Genomic DNA, 19,697 nt, shown 5'->3' with positions numbered 1-19,697 from the left:
GCCGCCCTGTAAAGGACGGCGATGTGATGGGCCAGACGGGAGAGGCGAAAAATCAGATCGCTTCTTCGTCTTCCTCGCCGGTACGAATACGCACCACGCGTGCCACATCAAAGACAAAGATTTTGCCATCGCCAATTTTGCCGGTTTGCGCGGTACGCATGATGGCTTCGACGCAGGTATCGACGATATCGTCAGCGATAACCAGCTCAATCTTCACCTTCGGCAGAAAATCGACCATGTATTCCGCACCACGATAAAGCTCGGTGTGTCCTTTCTGACGACCAAAGCCTTTCACTTCAGTCACGGTCATTCCAGTAATCCCTACTTCGGCCAGTGCTTCACGCACATCGTCGAGTTTGAACGGTTTGATAATGGCATCAATCTTTTTCATGGCAGACCCTTTTCATTCTCTCCGCGGCCGGAGAGTAATCTCTGTTCAGTATACGTGCAACGGACAGCTCCCGCTGCGCGGTCTGTCTCTTTTTCAGCGTGCTTAAGCTAACATATCTCAGCCGTGAAGCGGCACAAAAAAACTACTCTTTAAAATCAGATGCATCCAGCTCGTGGCGGGATAACAGCTTATAGAATTCCGTGCGGTTGCGCCCGGCAAGACGTGCGGCATGGGTGACGTTGCCTTTGGTCATTTGCAGCAGCTTGCGTAAATAATTGAGTTCGAACTGGTTTCTCGCTTCCACAAAGGTTGGTAGCGCGGTGTTTTCGCCCACCAGCGCCTGTTCAACCAGCGCTTCACCAATCACCGGAGCCGAACTCAGCGCCACGCACTGTTCAATCACGTTGACCAGTTGACGGACATTCCCCGGCCAGCTGGCGGCCACCAGTCGCTTCATCGCATCGGTCGAGAAACTGCGCACAAAGGGTTTGTGCCGCTCGGCCGCCTGCTTCAACAGATGATTCGCCAGCAGCGGAATGTCTTCTGAGCGCTCATGCAGCGCGGGAATTTTCAGGTTAACCACGTTCAGGCGGTAGAAGAGATCCTCACGGAACTCTTTCTTTTCCATCGCTTTCGGCAGATCGCGATGCGTTGCCGAGAGGATGCGCACGTTAATGTCCTGATCGTGGTTGCTGCCGAGCGGACGCACCTTGCGCTCCTGCAACACGCGTAGCAATTTCACCTGCAACGCCTGTGGCATATCGCCGATTTCATCGAGAAACAGCGTGCCGCCTTCGGCTGCCTGAAACAGGCCTTCACGCTGGCTGACCGCGCCGGTAAAGGCCCCTTTGGCGTGCCCAAACAGCTCCGATTCCAGCAACTGCTCAGGCAAGGCACCGCAGTTAATGGCGATAAAGGCTTTGCCTGCTCTTGGGCTGGCGGCATGGATCGCCTGCGCCAGGATCTCCTTGCCGGTACCGCTCTGGCCGTTGATCAGCACGCTGACATCCGACTGAGCGACCATTCTGGCCTGTTCTAACAAGCGCAGCATTACCGGGCTGCGGGTCACAATGCTTTCGCGCCAGGCATCATCACTGGCGGGTGCGCGGTGGGCCAACGCCTGATCGATAGCACTGTAAAGCGCATCGCGGTCGACGGGTTTGGTCAGAAAGCTGAACACGCCCTGCTGGGTAGCGGAGACCGCTTCAGGTATTGAACCGTGGGCGGTAAGAATGATCACCGGCATGCCAGGCTGCTGCTTTTGGATTTCATTAAATAGCTCGACGCCGTTCATTTCGTCCATCCGCAGATCGCTGATCACCAGGTCGATCTTCTCCCTTTGCAGCAATCGCAGCGCTTCCGGCCCGCTTTCGGCCGTTTGCACGCTAAAGCCTTCGCTGCTCAAACGCATTCCCAACAGTTTCAACAGGCTGGGATCGTCGTCCACCAGCAGCAGATTGGCTGATTTCTTTATCATGGCTGCGCAGCATCCTCGGGTGTTGTGGCCGGCGTGCTTCCGTCGCTCTTATCGGTGTGGCTGCTATCGGCCGCATCCGGAGAACGGCGGGATGAGAGCTGGCGTTCAATGTCGGTCAGTGACTCCAGCTTACGGCGGGTCACGCTGAGTTCGTTAGTTAACGCCAACTGGTGCTGACGCAACGCATCCAGCTCGGCATCACTGCTTTGCTGCAGATGGTGGTAGCGGGTTCTCTCTTCCGACAGTTGCAGCAGCCCCATCTGATCGTCCCGCCACAGTTGAATAAGTGGACGCAGCGAAGATGGATAGTCGGCACTGAAGGTGTCCAGCCGCGCCATATATTGCCGCCGTTCGACCGGCGTGACGTTGCCATTATTCAGCAATACACCCTGCTTGAAAGCGCTTTGCCAGTTATCCGTTGGCCAGCGCCGGGCTTCTTCACGGGCTTCAGCCGGGGAAAGACGCACCGCACAATCCATCGCCCGTAACCAGTACAGTGAGCTGTTCAGCGCCGTGTCACTGTCGATGTCCCATAAGCGGTTGCAGTCAATCAGCTGGAAATTAACGATTTTGATTTCGGGTTCGGTCAGCGGTTTACCGTTGATGGTCATGGCCGGATCGGGGGCTTTACTGCTGCATGCCGCCAACAGCATAGCGATGGCGACCGCAGCGGAAACAGGGAGGGTTCTCATTATTGGGCATTCCCGACGATGGCGTTAAGTTCGATACGAAAACAGACTTCTTCCGCTTCACTGTTAACCAGTTGCAGATCGCCCTGCAGGCGATGGATACAGTCCCTGGCGATGCTCAGCCCAAGTCCGCTGCCCTTTACGGCGCCTTTGCGCTGCTGGTTGCCCTGGAAGAAAGGCTCAAAGATCATTTTTCTTTCACCCTCAGGGATGGTGCTGCCGGTATTCGCTACCTCGATCAGCACCTTGCGCCCCTGCTGGCGGCTGCGGATCCAGATGGTACCGGATTCTCCGCCGTAATGTATCGCATTCGAATAAAGATTATCGATGGCCCGCGCCAGCAGCGTGGCGTCGGCGCGACAGGCCGCAACCGGTAGCGTCACCTCAGTCTGCATCATTTTAGCTCTGGCGGTCAGGCTATGCGAACTGACGATGCCGTTGATCAACGGATCCAGCTGCACCTCGCCCATCGCCACCGGGGCTTCAGACAGCTTGCGGTTATAGTCCAGCAGCTGTTCTATCAGCCGCTGCAGGTGGCGACTGCTTTGGTCGAGGATGCTGACAACCTCCTGCTGGTCTGGCGTTAGGGTGCCCACCACTTCGTCCGCTAACAGCGCGGTGCCTTCACGCATACTGGCCAGAGGGGTTTTAAGCTCATGAGAAATATGACGCAAAAACTCATGGCGCTGGGATTCCAGCCACGCAAGCCGTTCGCTCAGCCAGAGGATCCGTTGCCCTAACGATCGCAATTCACGCGGGCCTTTATACGCCAGGTTGTGGCTGAGCTGTCTGCCCTCGCCCAGCCGGTTAATCATTCTCTCAACCGCCTTGACCGGACCGATAATCATTCGGGTAAACAGCAGCACCAGTCCAAGGCTCAGTAAGAACAATATCAGCGCCTGCCAGCCGAAATACTGGCCGCGTTCGGCAATTTCGCGCTGAAGTTGTAAACCGCGCGAGAAAACCACTTCACGCGTCGACTGAACCAGCTGCGCATTCGCCGTCGAGAATGCCTCCAGCGCGTCGGAAGCGGCCGTCACTGGATTACTGTTATCGCAGCTGATTTTTACCAGCAGGCCAAGGGCGTTGTGCAGCGTGGTGGCAATCCGGCTGTCGGGCAGCACGGAGGATTGAGCGTCAAGCATCTGCGCGTATTTAGTGCGCTGGATTTGATAAAGGTTGGCGAGCATCGGATCGTCCAGCACGCAGTACTGGCGATAGCTACGCTCCAGTTCCAGGGCGGTTCGCGCCATCGCTTCGCTACGACGAACGTCGGTCAGCGTAGTGCGGTTGGTATCCGCTGCCCTTTCGCTCAGCGCAGACAGGCTTTCCCATGCCTGCCATGCCAGCACCAGCAAAGGCAGCAGCACCAGCAGAAAGGCCATTAATACCAGTTGACGAAGGGAACGGGGAAATAAACGCCATTTTTTCACAAGAGTTTCTCATTTTGCACGCTGCAACGATGCTAGCTGAGTGACGCGTGGGAAGAAAGCCCTGGATCCAAAACGAAAAATGGCAGATTCAAAGAATCTGCCATTCACGCTGTGAGGACATCGTCATCACAGAAAATTAGGTGGTGCCTAACTCAACGTTGCGTCCGAAGCTTGATAGAGCCACAAAGTGGACTGTATCGGTTTGGTGGACGGCAGGCACCGTATTGTGCGTCATTCGGGTTGTTATGAAGCGCTTGACCGCTTTCGCAGGGCTGTCGTAACCAGGTGAATGAGCCACTGCAGATATAAAAGCAATAGTCGTGCCAACTCTATAATTAATTATTAACGCAATGATTTGTATGACAAATATAAATTCGGGGTAAGAGGAGTCAGCGCGTTCCGGACCTGATGGTCAAAAGAAACTGTCGCTGAATAGAAACGGTATTCGGATAAAACTCAGTGAGTGATATAAATCAATACCTTAGATGTCACTTATTGGCGACAGTACGAGCAGGCCACTGTCGCAATTTTGCAACAGGTGGGCAGAACGTAAAAGGGCAACCCCGGAGGGTTGCCCTGTAACCCGGCTTAGCCGAGTTGTTTACGCGCGTTGCGGAAGATCCGCATCCACGGGCTGTCTTCGCCCCACTCTTCCGGGTGCCATGAGTTGCTCACCGTACGGAACACACGTTCCGGGTGCGGCATCATGATGGTCACGCGACCGCTTTCGTTGGTCACCGCGGTAATACCGTTTGGTGAACCGTTCGGGTTCGCCGGGTACTGCTGAGTCACCTTACCGAAGTGGTCAACGAAGCGTAATGCCACCAGACCTTTGTGCTCCAGCATCGCCAGATGCGCATCATCACGCACTTCCACGAAGCCTTCACCGTGCGATACCGCGATTGGCATACGCGAACCCACCATGCCTTCCAGCATCAGTGATGGGCTTGCCGCCACTTCCACCAGGCTGAAACGGGCTTCAAAACGCTCGGACTGGTTGCGCACAAAGCGCGGCCAGGCTTCGCTTCCCGGCACCAGTTCGCGCAGGTTCGACATCATCTGACACCCGTTACAGACGCCCAGTGCCAGCGTTTGCGGACGGTGGAAGAAGGTTTCGAACTCATCACGCACGCGGGAGTTGAACAAAATCGACTTCGCCCAACCTTCGCCTGCGCCCAGCACGTCACCATAAGAGAAGCCGCCACAGGCAACCAACGTCTGGAATGCTTCCAGACCACGGCGTCCTGCCAGCAGGTCACTCATGTGCACGTCAACCGCATCAAAACCGGCGCGGTGGAACGCGGCCGCCATTTCAACGTGGGAGTTAACGCCCTGCTCACGCAGCACGGCAACTTTCGGACGCGCACCGGTCGCGATGTATGGCGCGGCGATATCTTCTTCTGGCTTAAAGGTCAGCGCCACGTTCAGGCCTGGATCCTGGTCGTTTTTCTTGGCGTCGTGTTCCTGATCGGCACAGGCCGGGTTATCACGCAGACGCTGCATCTGCCAGGTGGTTTCTGCCCACCAGGTACGCAGCGTGGTGCGGCTTTCGCTGTACACCGCAGAGTCGCCAGAGGTGAGCACGAAACGATCGCCCTGAACAGCCTTGCCAAGGACGTGCACACAGTCAGCCAGACCGTGTTGAGCAAACACCTGCTCAACCTGAGCACGGTCTGCCGCAGCCACCTGAATCACGGCACCCAGCTCTTCGTTGAACAACGCGGCCAGTGAATCTTTACCCAGCGCAGCGATATCCGCTTCAACACCGCAGTGACCGGTAAAGGCCATTTCAGCCAGCGTAACCAGCAAACCACCGTCAGAACGGTCGTGGTAAGCCAGCAGTTTGCCATCCGCCACCAGCACCTGCATGGCGTTGAAGAAGCCTGCCAGCTGCTGCGCGTCACGCACGTCTGCCGGCTTATCGCCCAGCTGACGATAAACCTGTGACAGCGCCGTGGCGCCCAGCGCATTGACGCCTTTGCCGAGGTCGATCAACAGCAGCGCGTTATCCTGCTGCGGCTGCAGCTGAGGCGTTACGGTGCGGCGCACGTCTTCCACGCGGGCAAACGCGGTGATCACCAGCGACATCGGTGAGGTCATTTCACGCTGTTCGGTGCCGTGCTGCCAGCGGGTTTTCATCGACATGGAGTCTTTGCCCACCGGGATAGTAATGCCCAGCGCCGGACAAAGTTCTTCGCCAACCGCTTTCACCGCTTCATATAAACCGGCATCTTCGCCCGGGTGACCGGCTGCGGCCATCCAGTTAGCCGAAAGCTTGATGCGCTTCAGCGAACCAATCTGCGTGGCGGCAATGTTGGTCAACGCTTCACCCACCGCCAGACGACCAGATGCGGCAAAGTCCAGCAGGGCAACCGGCGCACGTTCGCCCAGCGCCATCGCTTCACCGTAATAGCTGTCCAGGCTGGCCGTGGTGACCGCACAGTTCGCCACCGGGATCTGCCATGGACCTACCATCTGATCGCGCGCAACCATACCGGTAACCGAACGGTCGCCGATGGTCACCAGGAAGGTCTTCTCAGCGACCGCAGGCAGGTGCAGAACACGGTTTACCGCATCCGCAACCGTTATGCTGTCGCGGACCAGCGGCTCACCCTGCGCTTTCAGCGTGGTGACATCGCGGGTCATTTTCGGGGTTTTACCCAGCAGCACGTCCAGCGGCATATCGATAGGCTTGTTATCGAAGTGGCTGTCTTCCAGAGACAGATGCATCTCTTCGGTGGCTTCGCCGATCACCGCGAATGGCGCACGTTCACGCTTACAAAGCTCGGCAAACAGTTCCAGCTTCTCTGGCGCAACCGCCATCACGTAGCGTTCCTGGGACTCGTTACACCAGACTTCCAGCGGGGTCATACCCGGTTCGTCGTTAAGAATGTCACGCAGGTTGAAGCGACCGCCGCGCTCGCCGTCGCTGACCAGTTCAGGCATCGCGTTAGAAAGACCGCCTGCACCCACATCGTGGATAAACAGAATCGGGTTGTCTTCACCCAGCTGCCAACAGCGGTCGATCACTTCCTGGCAACGACGCTCCATTTCGGGGTTGTCGCGCTGTACCGAAGCAAAATCCAGATCGGCATCAGACTGGCCGGAAGCCATTGAAGAGGCTGCACCGCCGCCCAAACCAATGTTCATCGCCGGGCCACCCAGCACGATCAGCTTGGCACCGACGGTGATTTCGCCTTTCTGCACATGGTCAGCACGGATGTTACCGATACCGCCGGCCAGCATGATTGGCTTGTGGTAACCGCGCAGCTCCACGCCGTTATGGCTGTTGACCTGCTCTTCATAGGTACGGAAGTAGCCATTCAGCGCAGGACGACCAAATTCGTTATTGAATGCCGCGCCGCCCAGTGGACCTTCGGTCATGATATCCAGCGCAGTGACGATGCGGTCAGGTTTGCCGAAGTCTTCTTCCCACGGCTGTTCAAAACCAGGAATACGCAGGTTAGAGACCGAGAAGCCAACCAGACCCGCTTTCGGTTTCGCGCCACGTCCGGTTGCGCCTTCATCACGGATTTCACCGCCTGAACCGGTTGCCGCACCCGGCCATGGCGAAATCGCCGTCGGGTGGTTATGGGTTTCAACTTTCATCAGAATATGCGCTTCTTCCTGATGGAAGTCGTACTGCCCTTTTTCTGCGTCCGCATAGAAACGGCCCACCTGAGAACCTTCCATCACCGCGGCGTTGTCTTTATAGGCAGACAGCACGTGGTCCGGGGTCTTCTCCATGGTGTTTTTGATCATCTTGAACAGCGATTTAGGCTGCTGCTCGCCGTCGATAATCCAGTCAGCGTTGAAGATTTTATGACGACAGTGCTCGGAGTTCGCCTGGGCAAACATATACAGCTCGATGTCGTTCGGGTTGCGCCCGAGTTTTTCAAAGGCCGCCAGCAGGTAGTCAATTTCATCATCGGCCAGCGCCAGACCCAGCTTACGGTTGGCTTTATCCAGCGCGTCACGGCCTTCACCCAGCACGTCGACGCTTTGCAGCGGAGCAGGCTGGTGATGAGCAAACAGCTGTTCAGCCTGGTTCAAATCGCTGAGGACCACTTCCATCATGCGGTCATGCAGCAACGCAGCCAGCAACGACCACTGGGCGTCGGTCAGCTGTGGGGCCTTAACATAGAAAGCCAGACCGCGCTCCAGACGAAGCACCTGAGGCAGATCGCAGTTGTGCGCGATGTCGGTCGCTTTAGACGACCACGGCGAAATGGTTCCCGGACGTGGTGTCACCAGGATCAGGCGCCCTTCCGGCGTATGTTCCGCGAGAGAGGGACCGTACTTCAGCAGGCGCTGTAAACGGGCTTTTTCATCAGCAGCCAGAGGCGTGCTGACGTCAGCAAAATGGACGTACTCAGCGTAAATGTCACTCACCGGCAGGTGAGCGTCCTGAAAGCGGGCCAGCAATTTAGTAATACGAAATGCCGACAGAGCGGGCGAACCACGCAGAATTTCCATCATCAAAGATCTCTCGTCTTCGAAGCGCCGGGCGACGCTTCTTTGGGCGCAACAGGGAAAGCGGGCGGTATTATAGAGAATCCCCACCGGTTACGAAACCGTTTGCGCAGAATAAATCGCACCAGGGAATTGGCTGAAATTCACACAATTCAGGTTGAATTCAGTTGCGCAGGGGCACCGAGTTGCGCAAAATGCCCCACGCTCAGGAACAATTATAGACATCAAATACTGCCGTTACAGACAGAACCTGAGAGCAATCGAGAGATAACCATTTGAAACGCCTGAAAATTAATTATCTTTTCATCGGCCTGGTTACCGTGCTGCTTGCGTTGGCACTGTGGCCATCGATCCCTTGGTACGGGGGTCAACAGGACCAGATAGAGCAGATAAAATCACGGGGAGTTTTGCGTGTGAGCACGTTAACTTCCCCGCTGACTTACTACACCATTAATAAAGCCCCAGCCGGAATGGACTATGAGCTGGCGAAACGCTTCGCTGATTATCTGGGCGTGAAGCTGCAGATCACCGTCCGGCAAAACCTCAGTGATCTGTTTGACGACCTGGAAGATGATAAAGCTGACGTGCTGGCCGCAGGATTAATTTACAGCGGCGAACGTCAATCGCGCTTTCGTACTGGCCCCACTTATTACTCCGTATCCCAGCAACTGGTTTACCGGATGGGTAAGCCACGCCCAAAAAACCTCGGTGAGCTGCATGGCCGACTCACCGTCGCCTCCGACTCTGCCTACCTTTCCACCCTGCGCGGAATCAAACAGAATCAGTATCCCGATCTGGATTGGGCGATTTCGACCGATCAGAGCCCGAACACCCTGCTGGAAGCGGTAGCCGATGGCAAACTGGATTACACGGTGGGGGATTCCGTGTCGATCGCCCTGCTACAGCGCATCCATCCGCAGCTGGCGGTCGCCTTTGATATTACCGATGAAGAGCCGATTACCTGGTATATGCAGCGCGATCAGGACGACAGCCTGAACGCGGCGATGCTCGACTACTTTAACCAGATGGGTGAAGAAGGCGCGATGGCCCGTCTGGATGAGAAGTACCTCGGCCATGTGGGGACCTTCGATTATGTCGATACCCGCACCTTCCTGCGCGCCATTGATGGCACGCTGCCGGATATCCGCCCGCTGTTTCAAAAGTACGCCAGCGAGATCGACTGGCGTTTACTGGCGGCGATTTCCTATCAGGAGTCGCACTGGAATCCTCAGGCAACCTCCCCGACCGGCGTGCGCGGCATGATGATGCTGACCCGCAACACGGCTGAAAGCCTGAACGTCAGTGACCGCACCGATCCCGAGCAAAGCATCCGTGGCGGCAGTGAATATCTGGTGCGAATGATGGAAAAAGTGCCGCAAACCATCCCTGACGACGAGAAGATTTGGTTTGCGCTGGCGGCCTATAACATGGGTTATGCCCATATGCTGGATGCCCGTAAGCTGACGGAAAAACAGAAGGGAAATCCGGATAGCTGGGCAGATGTGAAGCTGCGTTTGCCGATGCTGAGCCAGAAACGCTATTACAGTCAGACCAACTATGGCTATGCCCGTGGTCAGGAAGCCTATAACTACGTGGAAAACATCCGGCTGTATCAGATAAGCCTGGTGGGCTATTTGCAGGATCAGGAGCGGAAGCTGGCACAGCAGGCGGCTTATGAAGCCGAGATGGGGGAAGGCTATCCGGCTGTGGCCCCTAAAATTGCGCTGAACTAACGGCAATCAGGGGCGACACGCCGCAACGCACTAGTCGTCTTCGGCAGTCTGCTCGCGTTGTTGCAGGCGCAGTGCCTTTTTTTCTGCGCGACGGTGACGGAAGAAATCACTCAGCATGCCCGCGCACTCTTCCGCCAGCATCCCCTCTTCCACCTTAACCTGATGATTCATGCCTGCGTGGCCCAACACGTCGATCAGGGACCCTGCTGCGCCGGTTTTCTCATCCCTTGCGCCAAACACCAGCCTGCCGATCCGTCCATGCACCATCGCGCCGGCGCACATCACGCAGGGCTCCAGCGTGACGTACAGCGTGGTGTCCAGCAGCCGGTAGTTTTCCAGCACTTTCCCCCCCTGACGCAGCGCCATAATCTCGGCATGCGCAGTGGGATCATGGTGGCCAATCGGGCGATTCCAGCCTTCGCCAATCAGCTTATCGCCCTGAACTAACACCGCACCGACCGGCACTTCACCCTCTTCCCAGGCACGACGCGCCAGCATCAGAGCATGGCGCATCCAGAATTCATCGCTTACTTTGTCGCTCACCTGAGTCTCCAGCTAAAAAACGCGGCACAGTATACCTGTTTTACTCAAGCTGTTGCAGCTCGCCCTGCGGCGTTACGCGCCAGCGGTGCTGGCAGAAGAACAGCAGCGGGTTATCCTGCTTACTGTCGCTGTAGCCGCTGTACAGCTGCAACGGCGTGCCGATCTTCTCTTCCAGCCGGGCCACTTTTTCATGCCCCAGGCAGCGCATCGACAGCACCCGGCCACCGAAACCGCGGCTCATCTGGCTGGCGATCAGCTTTACCTTCGGCAAGAAAGCCGAGTCAAAATAGACCTGCTCCACCAGCCGTTGCGGTGAACCGGTGATTAACCAGACGTCCGCATCCGAGCTGTTCAGATAGTCCGTCAGCCGTTGCTGAACCACCGGGAAGGCCGTGACGCGCTGACGGAACCACTGCGCAAAGGCATTTTCCTTCGCCGTCAGGCTTTCCTCACTGTGGCCAAAGGTGATCGACCACAGCAGCAGACTCATCGGCCAGCGTGCCGCCCGGCCCTTGATCAGTAAACCGGCGCCAATCACCGGCAGCAACGGCACCACCAATAGCAGGTTCAACGGCTGGCGCTTCAGTAAATAGCGCATAAAGGTGCCGAACATATCCTGCTGATGCAGCGTGCCGTCCAAATCAAAGAACACCACGCGTCGTTCCTGACCAGTTATCAAAAATTACTCCTCAGGGTCATTGAATCCCATAAACCAGGCAAAGAGAAAACCGCAGATTACCGCGGCAAGCCACCCTGCGAGATAGAGCATTACCTTACCAGAGATGATAGTGAGCGCCAGCGGCAGACCCGAAATACCAAAAGTAATCAACGTCGCCACCTTGGCATAGCCGATCACTGCGCCGCCGACCGCACCGCCCAGACAGGCGGCAATAAATGGCCGGCCTAAAGGGAGCGTGACGCCGAAGATTAACGGCTCGCCAATACCCAAAATCCCCACCGGAAGCGCCCCCTTCACCAGCTTTTTCAGCCGCGCATTGCGGGTTTTCAGCAATACCGCCAGTGAAGCGCCCACTTGCCCTACCCCGGCCATTGCCAGAATTGGCAGCAGCGCGTTGTAGCCATGCGCCTGAACCAGCTCGACATGAATCGGCACCATGCCCTGATGCAAACCGGTTAACACCAACGGCAGGAAGGTACCGGCCAGGATCGCGCCGACCAGCATGCCACCGCGATCGATGGCCAGGGTTGCGCCGTGCGCAATTGCATCTGACATAATCCCGCCAAGCGGCTGTAAAGCCACAATCGCCAGCGTTGCCGTGATAAGTGTAGTCAGAAGTGGGTTAAGGATCAGCTCCAGTGCTTCTGGCAGCCACTGCCGCAGCCTTTTTTCAATCCAGCACATCAGCACAACCACCAGCAGCACGGCAATAACCCCACCCCGGCCCGGTTGCAGACTTTCACCAAATAAACTGATTTGCGCCAGCGCCGGACTGGACAGTATCCCCGCCATCACCCCGCCGAGGGCGATCGAACCGCCAAACACCCTTGCGGTATTGACCCCAACCAGAATGTTCATGATGGTGAAAATGGTGCTGCCGAAAATCGCCGCCAGACCTAACATATTGGGATAATGAGGGGCAAAATCTCCGACGATATCCGGGCGTTTAAGAATGTTGATGATGCCGGTTATCAGGCCGGAGGCGATGAATGCCGGAATAAGCGGGATAAAAACGTTGGCCAGCTGGCGCAGTGCATCGCTCATCGGCGCTTTATATTTTTGCTTCACCTGCACCTTGGTCCGATCGATCGCCTGCGGTTGAGACGGCGCGGAAGCCATCAGACTGCGCATCGCCTCCACCACCTTTGCAGCGGCGCCAGGCCCGACGATGAACTGATGCTGGCTTCCCTGCTTGACGTATCCCTTCACGCCTTCGAGCTGACGTAGTCGTGTCAGATCCAGACGCGCATCGTCATTCACTTCGATACGTACCCTTGTCATGCAGTTTTCCAGCCGGGTGATGTTCTCCTCCCCGCCGATCCCCTGCAACAGGTAGCCAGCCAGCGTCATCGCCTTATCCATCGCCTATCCCCTGTCCTGAAGCGCTGCGCGCAGGAATCCTTTATGCCTGATTAACAAACTTTTGGCCTGGTCAGCCGCGACGCCGCTCAGCACCATCAGAATGGCGGTTTTTACCTCGTACTGGGTTTGCTTCAGGGCCGTTTCCGCCTCTTCAGCTGAGCAGCCGGTGGCCTGACACACCATGCGGCAGGCGCGATCCACCAGCTTGATGTTGGTCGCCTGCATGTCCACCATCAGATTCTGGTACACCTTGCCAATCCGCACCATCGCGCCGGTTGAAATCATGTTGAGCACCAGCTTCTGCGCGGTGCCCGATTTCAGACGCGTCGATCCGGTCAGGGCTTCCGGGCCCACCACCGGGGAAATGGCAATTTCGGCTTCATGGGCGATCGGTGACGCGGGATTGCAGGAGACCGCTGCGGTATGGCAGCCCAGCTGGCGCGCGTATCGCAATGCGCCAATCACATACGGTGTGCGGCCGGATGCGGCAATGCCGACCACCATATCTTGCGGCTTTAGCTCAAGCGCCTGCAGATCGCTGACGCCCAGCTGCGCATTGTCTTCCGCACCTTCTACCGCTTTCAGCAACGCACCCGGGCCGCCGGCAATCAGTCCGACCACCAGACCGTGCGGGACACCAAAGGTTGGCGGGCATTCAGACGCATCCAACACGCCCAGACGCCCGCTGGTGCCGGCCCCCAGATAAATTAGCCGCCCACCCGCCGATAAGGATGCCGCCGCAGCATCCACCGCTTTGGCCACGTCCGGCAAGGTCAGCCGCACCGCCTCGGCCACGGTGGCATCCTGTTGATTAAACTTTGTGACCATCTCAAGCGTGGACAGGTTGTCCAAATCCATCGTCTCAGGGTTACGCGTTTCTGAAACCAGTGCGCCAAGATCCATGTTTCCTCACTTATGAATTTTTAATTCTTAAAAATAGAGTAAATTTTGAATATTATATTCACTACCAAACAGAAATTACCTAATTTTAATCATGGATTGTGCTAAATGTGCCGATAAACTTACCGCTTATCGTACAGCAAGCTATTATCTGTCCATAGAATTCAAGCTGTTGGCATTTTTATTTAGAGGTAGACCGATGAGTTCCCTGCTGCGTATTCGCCAGCTGTATCCGTCCCTGGCCATGAACGAACGGCGACTGGCCGATTTTCTGCTGTCGCAGCCGGATCGTGCACGTCATCTCAGCTCGCAGAAGCTGGCGGAAGAGTCGGGCGTCAGCCAGTCGAGCGTGGTGAAGTTTGCGCAAAAGCTTGGATACAAAGGCTTCCCCGCACTGAAGCTGGCGCTCAGCGAATCGCTGGCAGATAAAGATGCCATCACCGTGCACAACCTGATTCTCAGCGATGACCCGCTAAAACTGGTCGGCGAAAAGTTGCTGACCGAAAAGCAGTCCGCGATCCGCGCCACCCTTGATATCAACAGTGAAGAGATGCTGCTGGAGACACTGCGGCTGATCCGCAGCGCCAACCGCATTGTGTTGGTGGGCATTGGGGCTTCAGGCCTGGTGGCGAAGGACTTCTCCTGGAAGCTGATGAAAATCGGCATTAACGCGGTGGCAGAACAGGATATGCATGCTCTGCTGGCCAGCGTGCAGGCGTTGAATCCCGGCGATCTGCTGTTAGCGATCTCTTATACCGGCGAGCGGCGTGAGATTAACCTGGCCGCGCAGGAAGCGCAGCGGGCAGGGGCCAATGTGCTGGCCTTTACCGGTTTCACGCCGAATACCTTACAACAGTGCGCGACGCATTGCCTGTATACTGTGGCGGAAGAACAAACCACCCGTAGCGCCGCCATCTCTTCAACCACCGCCCAGCTGACGCTGACCGATCTGCTGTTTATGGCGCTGGTGCAGCGCGATCCCGAAAGAGCCTCCAGCCATATCCGCCATAGCGAAGCGCTGGTGAAAAAGCTGGTCTGATGACATCAGCGGCGTATAATACCCGCGCACTTTATCCTGTTACTGATTGAGAGACTTATGGCGCTGCTTATCACAAAGAAATGCATTAACTGTGACATGTGCGAGCCAGAGTGCCCCAACCAGGCCATTTCGATGGGTGACAGCATCTACCAGATTGATGCCGATCGCTGTACCGAGTGCGTGGGTCATTACGACACGCCAACCTGCCAGCAAGTCTGCCCTATCGTGAATACCATCATCACCGATCCTGCGCATCGTGAAAGCAATGAGCTGCTGTGGGAGAAATTTGTGGTGTTGCATCACGGGGGATAAACGAAGCAGCCGGACAAGCTGTGCTCGACCCGGCCTGATACTCAATTTTCGATAATGACCGTCGCGCAGGCATAATGCCTTTCGTCAGCCAGCGTGACGTGGACATGCGCCACGCCCAGCTTTTTCGCCACTTCCTGCGCCTGCAGGAAGAAACGCAGTCCCGGCTTACCCAATTCGTCGTTGTACACTTCAAACTGGTTGAAGGCCAGTCCACCACGGATCCCGGTGCCAAAGGCTTTTGCTGCCGCCTCTTTCACCGCAAACCGCTTGGCCAGAAAACGCACCGGCTGCTGATGAGCCTGATATTGTGCCCACTCATTGTCACTCAGCACGCGTTTTGCCAGCCGGTCGCCGGAACGGGAAATCACCCCTTCAATGCGTGCGATCTCCACGATATCGGTGCCGAGGCCCAGAATAGCCATTAGCGACGCGCTTCCCGCATCAGCGCTTTCATCTCTTTCACCGCGTCCGCCAGACCACTCATTACCGCACGGCCGATGATCGCGTGGCCGATGTTCAGCTCATGCATCTGCGGCAGCGCGGCGATAGGCTGGACATTGTGATAGGTCAGACCGTGACCCGCATTGACCTTCAGCCCTTTGCCCGCGGCATAGGCTGCAGCATCTTTGATGCGGATAAATTCTGCGTGACGCTCGCGCCCTTCTTCGGCTTCCGCATACGCACCGGTATGAATTTCAATGTACGGCGCGCCGGATGCCATAGCGGCATCAATCTGGCGATGATCCGCATCGATAAACAGCGACACCAGGATCCCGGCTTCAGCGAGACGCGTCACCGCATAGGTGACTTTCTCCAGCTGACCGGCCACGTCCAGACCGCCTTCGGTGGTGACTTCTTCACGCTTCTCGGGGACCAGGCAGCAGAAATGCGGTTTGATTTCGCAGGCGATATCCACCATCTCGTCGGTGACGGCCATTTCAAGATTCATGCGGGTCTGGATGGTTTGACGCAGAATACGTACATCGCGATCGGTAATGTGGCGGCGATCCTCACGCAGATGCACGGTGATGCCGTCGGCACCTGCCTGCTCGGAGACGAATGCTGCCTGCACCGGATCCGGATAGTTTGTGCCACGCGCATTACGCACGGTTGCAACGTGATCGATATTGACGCCTAACAACAACTCAGCCATGACAATCCTCGGAATTTTTGCAATGAGTGAAGCAGTGTACAACGTTCGGCACGCTGACCGGAACGGCCTGATGGCTTTACTCTTCGTCCGGCAGCACGTCTGCGCGTTTTTTCGGCACAAACTGACGGAACAGCTCCTGGCTTTTGAGTGGCTTTCCGCCAAGATAGGGCTTCAGCGCGATGCGGGTAAAGCGTTTCGCCGCCCGTAAGGTATCGATATCCGGGAATGACCGCTCTTCCAGCGCGCGCAGCTGACGACCGGTAAAGGTGTTATTGCCCATCACCAGGCTGGCGATAAAGCCTTTCTCCGCGCGATAGGTATAGGTCATTCCATCGGCCACTTCTTCCCCGCTGCCGGCACAATGCATGAAGTCAACGCCATAGCCCAGGTGACCCAGCATGGCCAGCTCAAAGCGCCGGAGTGCCGGTTCGGGTGAGCCTGTGACCGCAGCCAGTGCCTGAAGACAATAGAGATAATCGAAGAAGAGTTCGGTAAACGCGGTTTCCTGCTCCAGTACCCGTGACAACAGCTCGTTAACGTACAGGCCGCAGTAGAGAGTCAGACCAGAAAGAGGCAAAGCAAGGGAGATGGGCTCAGCGCCACGAAGCGTTTTAACTTCGCCGCGCCCGCCCCAACGGACCAGTAAGGGAGTGAAAGGTTGTAGTGCCCCTTTCAGGCTGGAACGTTTGCCTCGGGCGCCTTTGGCCAGCACCCGAATACGGCCGTAATTCTCAGAAAACAGGTCGAGCAGAAGGCTGGTTTCGCTGTAGGGACGTCCATGCAGGACGAATGCGCGCTGCCAGCCTTCCATAGGGATCAAAGGTCGTCGGTGTAGCCCAGGCTACGAAGAGCACGCTCGTCATCCGCCCAGCCTGACTTCACTTTCACCCACAGTTCAAGATGCACTTTTTGCTCGAACATCTCTTCCATGTCTTTACGCGCTTCGATACCAATGGTTTTGATCTTGGTACCTTTATTACCAATAACCATCTTCTTCTGGCCTTCACGCTCAACCAGAATCAGGCCATTAATGTCATAACCGCCGCGGGCGTTAGTAACAAACTGCTCAATCTCAACGGTCACCGAATACGGCAGCTCAGCACCGAGGAAACGCATCAGTTTTTCACGGATGATTTCTGATGCCATAAAGCGCTGCGAGCGGTCGGTAACGTAATCTTCCGGGAAGTGGTGTACCGCTTCCGGCAGACGCTTACGCACGATACTGGCGATAGTATCAACATTCTTGCCGCTTTCGGCAGAGATTGGTACCACGTCCATAAAGTCCATCTGCTGGCTAAGAAACTGCATATGGGGCAGCAGAATGCTCTTGTCAGTGATGTTATCAACTTTATTGATCGCCAGAAGAACCGGTACGCGGTTGTCTCTCAGCTTGTTGACCACCATCTCGTCATCCGCTGTCCAGCGGGTGCCTTCAACCACAAAAATCACCAGCTCAACATCGCCGATGGAGCTGCTGGCTGCACGGTTCATCAGACGGTTGATCGCCCGCTTCTCTTCCATATGCAGGCCGGGGGTATCCACATAGATGGCCTGGTAAGGCCCTTCAGTATGGATGCCCATAATACGGTGGCGCGTGGTCTGTGGCTTGCGCGAGGTGATCGAGATCTTCTGCCCCAGTAACTGGTTCAGTAAGGTGGATTTCCCGACGTTTGGACGGCCTACGATAGCAATAAAGCCGCAATGGGTAGTTTCTTCGTTCATTCAAGTCCTAGCTTAATCAGCGCCTGTTCGGCGGCTGCCTGCTCGGCTTTGCGACGGCTGGAGCCGGTTCCTACAACCGGTTCTGCCATGCCGCTAACCTGGCAGTGAATAGTAAATTCCTGGTCATGCGCTTCGCCACGCACCTGCACCACCAGATAGGAGGGCAGCGGCAGATGACGACCCTGCAGATATTCCTGCAGACGCGTTTTTGGATCTTTCTGTTTATCGCCTGGGCTGATTTGCTCCAGTCGGCTGGCATACCATTCGAGGATCAGCTTTTCAACGTTTTGAATATCACTGTCCAGGAAGACGCCACCAATCAGCGCTTCGACGGTATCGGCAAGGATTGATTCACGACGGTATCCGCCGCTTTTCAGCTCGCCTGGCCCAAGACGCAGGCATTCGCCCAGGTCAAACTCACGGGCCATTTCTGCCAGTGTGTTACCGCGCACCAGCGTGGCGCGCATGCGGCTCATATCACCTTCATCCACACGGGGAAAACGTTGATAAAGCGCATTGGCAATCACGTAGCTGAGGATCGAGTCGCCCAGAAATTCCAGTCTTTCGTTATGTTTGCTGCTGGCACTGCGGTGAGTAAGCGCCTGCTGCAACAGTTCCTGATGAGTAAAAGTGTAGCCCAACTTCCGCTGGAGCCTGGTGATTACAATGGGGTTCATGTGTTACCAATATCTGAATGCGTCAATAATTCTGCACACGGAACAGGGCTGGCCAGGCCAACACGAAACTGTTTCGTGTGCAGTGGCTGCCCCGCAGGGCAACCACCCGTTTAACTGAACATGTCTACCGACAAACTCAGTGAATACCGCCTATGCGGCTCAGGCGAACGCCGGTTGGCCATTGCCCTTCCTGCTTGTCAAAGCTCATCCAGATGGCTGTCGCTTTGCCTACCAGATTCTTCTCCGGTACGAAGCCCCAATAACGGCTGTCTGCGCTGTTATCACGGTTATCGCCCATCATAAAGTACATGCCCTGCGGCACAACCCAGCTTGACTGAGGCTGACCAGGCTGCTGATAGTACGAGCTGGCCTGACTTTGTGCCTGAGTGACCAGCAGAATGCGGTGAGTTACGTCACCCAGCGTTTCATTGCGGGTCGCCAGACGAAGGCCACCTTGCATTGATTCGCCCTGCGGTTTCTCGTAGAAGCCGTTGCCAACTTCATTACCGTCAAAGCCGCTAAAAGTCTGGATAAAATCACTTGGCTGCACATCGGAATAGGTCACCGGCACCGCTTTATCACAGCTCTGCTGGGCACAAGCGGGATTAATGGTGACGGTTTTGCTCTGCGGGTCATAAACCACGTGGTCACCCGGTAAGCCTACTACACGCTTGATGTAATCCATGCTCGGATCTTTCGGATATTTAAAGACCGCGATATCCCCACGCTTAGGATGCCCGGTTGGGATCAGCGTGGTCTGGGTGATCGGATCTTTAATTCCGTAAGCGAACTTCTCAACCAGGATGAAATCGCCGATCAGCAGCGTGGGCATCATGGAACCGGACGGGATCTGGAAAGGCTCGTAAATAAACGAACGCACCACAAACACCAGCAACAGCACCGGGAAGACGGACGCTGCCGTTTCTACCCAACCTGGCTGTTTAGTGGCTTTATCCTGCTCCCCTGTGCTACCAGCAGCTGCGGTAGCTTCGGCCAACCTGGCCTTGCGGGCGGGTGCCCACTTGAATTTATCAATGCACCAGATTATCCCGGTGATCAAGGTCGCAATCGCCAAAATCAGGGCGAACATATTAGCCATTCCAGTTCCCTCGTA

Annotated in this window: 18 protein-coding genes; 3 read left to right on the top strand and 15 right to left on the bottom strand. The window is 56.3% G+C overall.

Annotated elements, in window-relative coordinates; translation table 11 throughout:
• Nucleotides 1–52: 52 nt before the first annotated feature.
• The 5 genes from glnB to purL all read right to left on the bottom strand — a co-directional run bounded on the left by glnB (nucleotide 53) and on the right by purL (nucleotide 8,469).
• Entirely contained in the window at nucleotides 53–391 is a 339-nt protein-coding gene (gene glnB, locus AC1UKS_RS05805; RefSeq protein ID WP_013203412.1) for a nitrogen regulatory protein P-II, read from the bottom strand.
• 142 nt (nucleotides 392–533) lie between these two features.
• On the bottom strand, nucleotides 534–1,868 hold the full coding sequence (gene glrR, locus AC1UKS_RS05800; protein ID WP_013203413.1) for a two-component system response regulator GlrR: 1,335 nt from the start codon (nucleotides 1,866–1,868) through the stop codon (nucleotides 534–536).
• Nucleotides 1,865–2,560 carry a two-component system QseEF-associated lipoprotein QseG gene (gene qseG, locus AC1UKS_RS05795; protein ID WP_053144567.1) on the bottom strand — a complete coding sequence of 232 codons (696 nt, stop codon included), beginning with the start codon at nucleotides 2,558–2,560 and terminating at the stop codon, nucleotides 1,865–1,867. The genes glrR and qseG overlap by 4 nt, the downstream gene beginning before the upstream one ends.
• Nucleotides 2,560–3,990 (bottom strand): sensor histidine kinase, encoded by a 1,431-nt coding sequence (locus tag AC1UKS_RS05790; RefSeq protein ID WP_482436087.1) that lies wholly within the window; start codon nucleotides 3,988–3,990, stop codon nucleotides 2,560–2,562. The genes qseG and AC1UKS_RS05790 overlap by 1 nt, the downstream gene beginning before the upstream one ends.
• A 588-nt stretch (nucleotides 3,991–4,578) precedes the next feature.
• Nucleotides 4,579–8,469, bottom strand: a complete 3,891-nt coding sequence (gene purL, locus AC1UKS_RS05785; RefSeq protein ID WP_482436086.1) for a phosphoribosylformylglycinamidine synthase — start codon at nucleotides 8,467–8,469, stop codon at nucleotides 4,579–4,581.
• Nucleotides 8,470–8,738: 269 nt separating this feature from the next.
• On the opposite strand from purL, the gene mltF reads away from it, so the two are divergent.
• Nucleotides 8,739–10,196, top strand: coding sequence for a membrane-bound lytic murein transglycosylase MltF (mltF, locus tag AC1UKS_RS05780; RefSeq protein WP_053144571.1), 1,458 nt, complete (start codon nucleotides 8,739–8,741; stop codon nucleotides 10,194–10,196).
• Nucleotides 10,197–10,226: 30 nt separating this feature from the next.
• Here mltF and tadA read toward each other — a convergent pair whose 3' ends face one another.
• The 4 genes from tadA to murQ all read right to left on the bottom strand — a co-directional run bounded on the left by tadA (nucleotide 10,227) and on the right by murQ (nucleotide 13,683).
• Entirely contained in the window at nucleotides 10,227–10,709 is a 483-nt protein-coding gene (gene tadA, locus AC1UKS_RS05775) for a tRNA adenosine(34) deaminase TadA (protein ID WP_482436887.1), read from the bottom strand.
• Between the two features lie 70 nt (nucleotides 10,710–10,779).
• Complete coding sequence (yfhb, locus tag AC1UKS_RS05770) at nucleotides 10,780–11,418, bottom strand: phosphatidylglycerophosphatase C (protein ID WP_041692099.1); 639 nt, start codon at nucleotides 11,416–11,418, stop codon at nucleotides 10,780–10,782.
• A 3-nt stretch (nucleotides 11,419–11,421) separates the two neighbouring features.
• Complete coding sequence (locus AC1UKS_RS05765; RefSeq protein WP_482436085.1) at nucleotides 11,422–12,780, bottom strand: PTS transporter subunit EIIC; 1,359 nt, start codon at nucleotides 12,778–12,780, stop codon at nucleotides 11,422–11,424.
• A gap of 3 nt (nucleotides 12,781–12,783) precedes the next feature.
• Nucleotides 12,784–13,683, bottom strand: coding sequence for an N-acetylmuramic acid 6-phosphate etherase (gene murQ / locus AC1UKS_RS05760; protein ID WP_482436084.1), 900 nt, complete (start codon nucleotides 13,681–13,683; stop codon nucleotides 12,784–12,786).
• 196 nt (nucleotides 13,684–13,879) lie between these two features.
• Between murQ and AC1UKS_RS05755 the strand changes: the two genes are divergently transcribed.
• Entirely contained in the window at nucleotides 13,880–14,719 is an 840-nt protein-coding gene (locus AC1UKS_RS05755; protein WP_013203422.1) for a MurR/RpiR family transcriptional regulator, read from the top strand.
• Nucleotides 14,720–14,776: 57 nt separating this feature from the next.
• Nucleotides 14,777–15,031, top strand: a complete 255-nt coding sequence (locus tag AC1UKS_RS05750; RefSeq protein ID WP_013203423.1) for a YfhL family 4Fe-4S dicluster ferredoxin — start codon at nucleotides 14,777–14,779, stop codon at nucleotides 15,029–15,031.
• 41 nt (nucleotides 15,032–15,072) lie between these two features.
• Here AC1UKS_RS05750 and acpS read toward each other — a convergent pair whose 3' ends face one another.
• From acpS to lepB, 6 genes are all read right to left on the bottom strand, one after another.
• Complete coding sequence (gene acpS, locus AC1UKS_RS05745; protein ID WP_013203424.1) at nucleotides 15,073–15,453, bottom strand: holo-ACP synthase; 381 nt, start codon at nucleotides 15,451–15,453, stop codon at nucleotides 15,073–15,075.
• The gene (pdxJ, locus tag AC1UKS_RS05740) at nucleotides 15,453–16,184 is read right to left on the bottom strand and encodes a pyridoxine 5'-phosphate synthase (protein ID WP_013203425.1); all 732 of its coding nucleotides are present in this window, start codon (nucleotides 16,182–16,184) and stop codon (nucleotides 15,453–15,455) included. The genes acpS and pdxJ overlap by 1 nt, the downstream gene beginning before the upstream one ends.
• Before the next feature lie 76 nt (nucleotides 16,185–16,260).
• A complete protein-coding gene (gene recO / locus AC1UKS_RS05735; protein WP_013203426.1) occupies nucleotides 16,261–16,995 on the bottom strand; it encodes a DNA repair protein RecO in 735 nt (244 codons plus the stop codon).
• Between the two features lie 5 nt (nucleotides 16,996–17,000).
• Entirely contained in the window at nucleotides 17,001–17,906 is a 906-nt protein-coding gene (gene era, locus AC1UKS_RS05730; protein ID WP_013203427.1) for a GTPase Era, read from the bottom strand.
• Nucleotides 17,903–18,583 carry a ribonuclease III gene (gene rnc / locus AC1UKS_RS05725; protein WP_013203428.1) on the bottom strand — a complete coding sequence of 227 codons (681 nt, stop codon included), beginning with the start codon at nucleotides 18,581–18,583 and terminating at the stop codon, nucleotides 17,903–17,905. The genes era and rnc overlap by 4 nt, the downstream gene beginning before the upstream one ends.
• Before the next feature lie 136 nt (nucleotides 18,584–18,719).
• Entirely contained in the window at nucleotides 18,720–19,682 is a 963-nt protein-coding gene (lepB, locus tag AC1UKS_RS05720; protein ID WP_105760854.1) for a signal peptidase I, read from the bottom strand.
• Nucleotides 19,683–19,697: the final 15 nt, after the last annotated feature.

Source organism: Erwinia sp. AK-PDG3-5 (assembly GCF_056821705.1).
The sequence above is the reverse complement of the archived record's forward strand: the minus strand, read 5'-3'. Positions and strand labels throughout refer to the sequence as shown.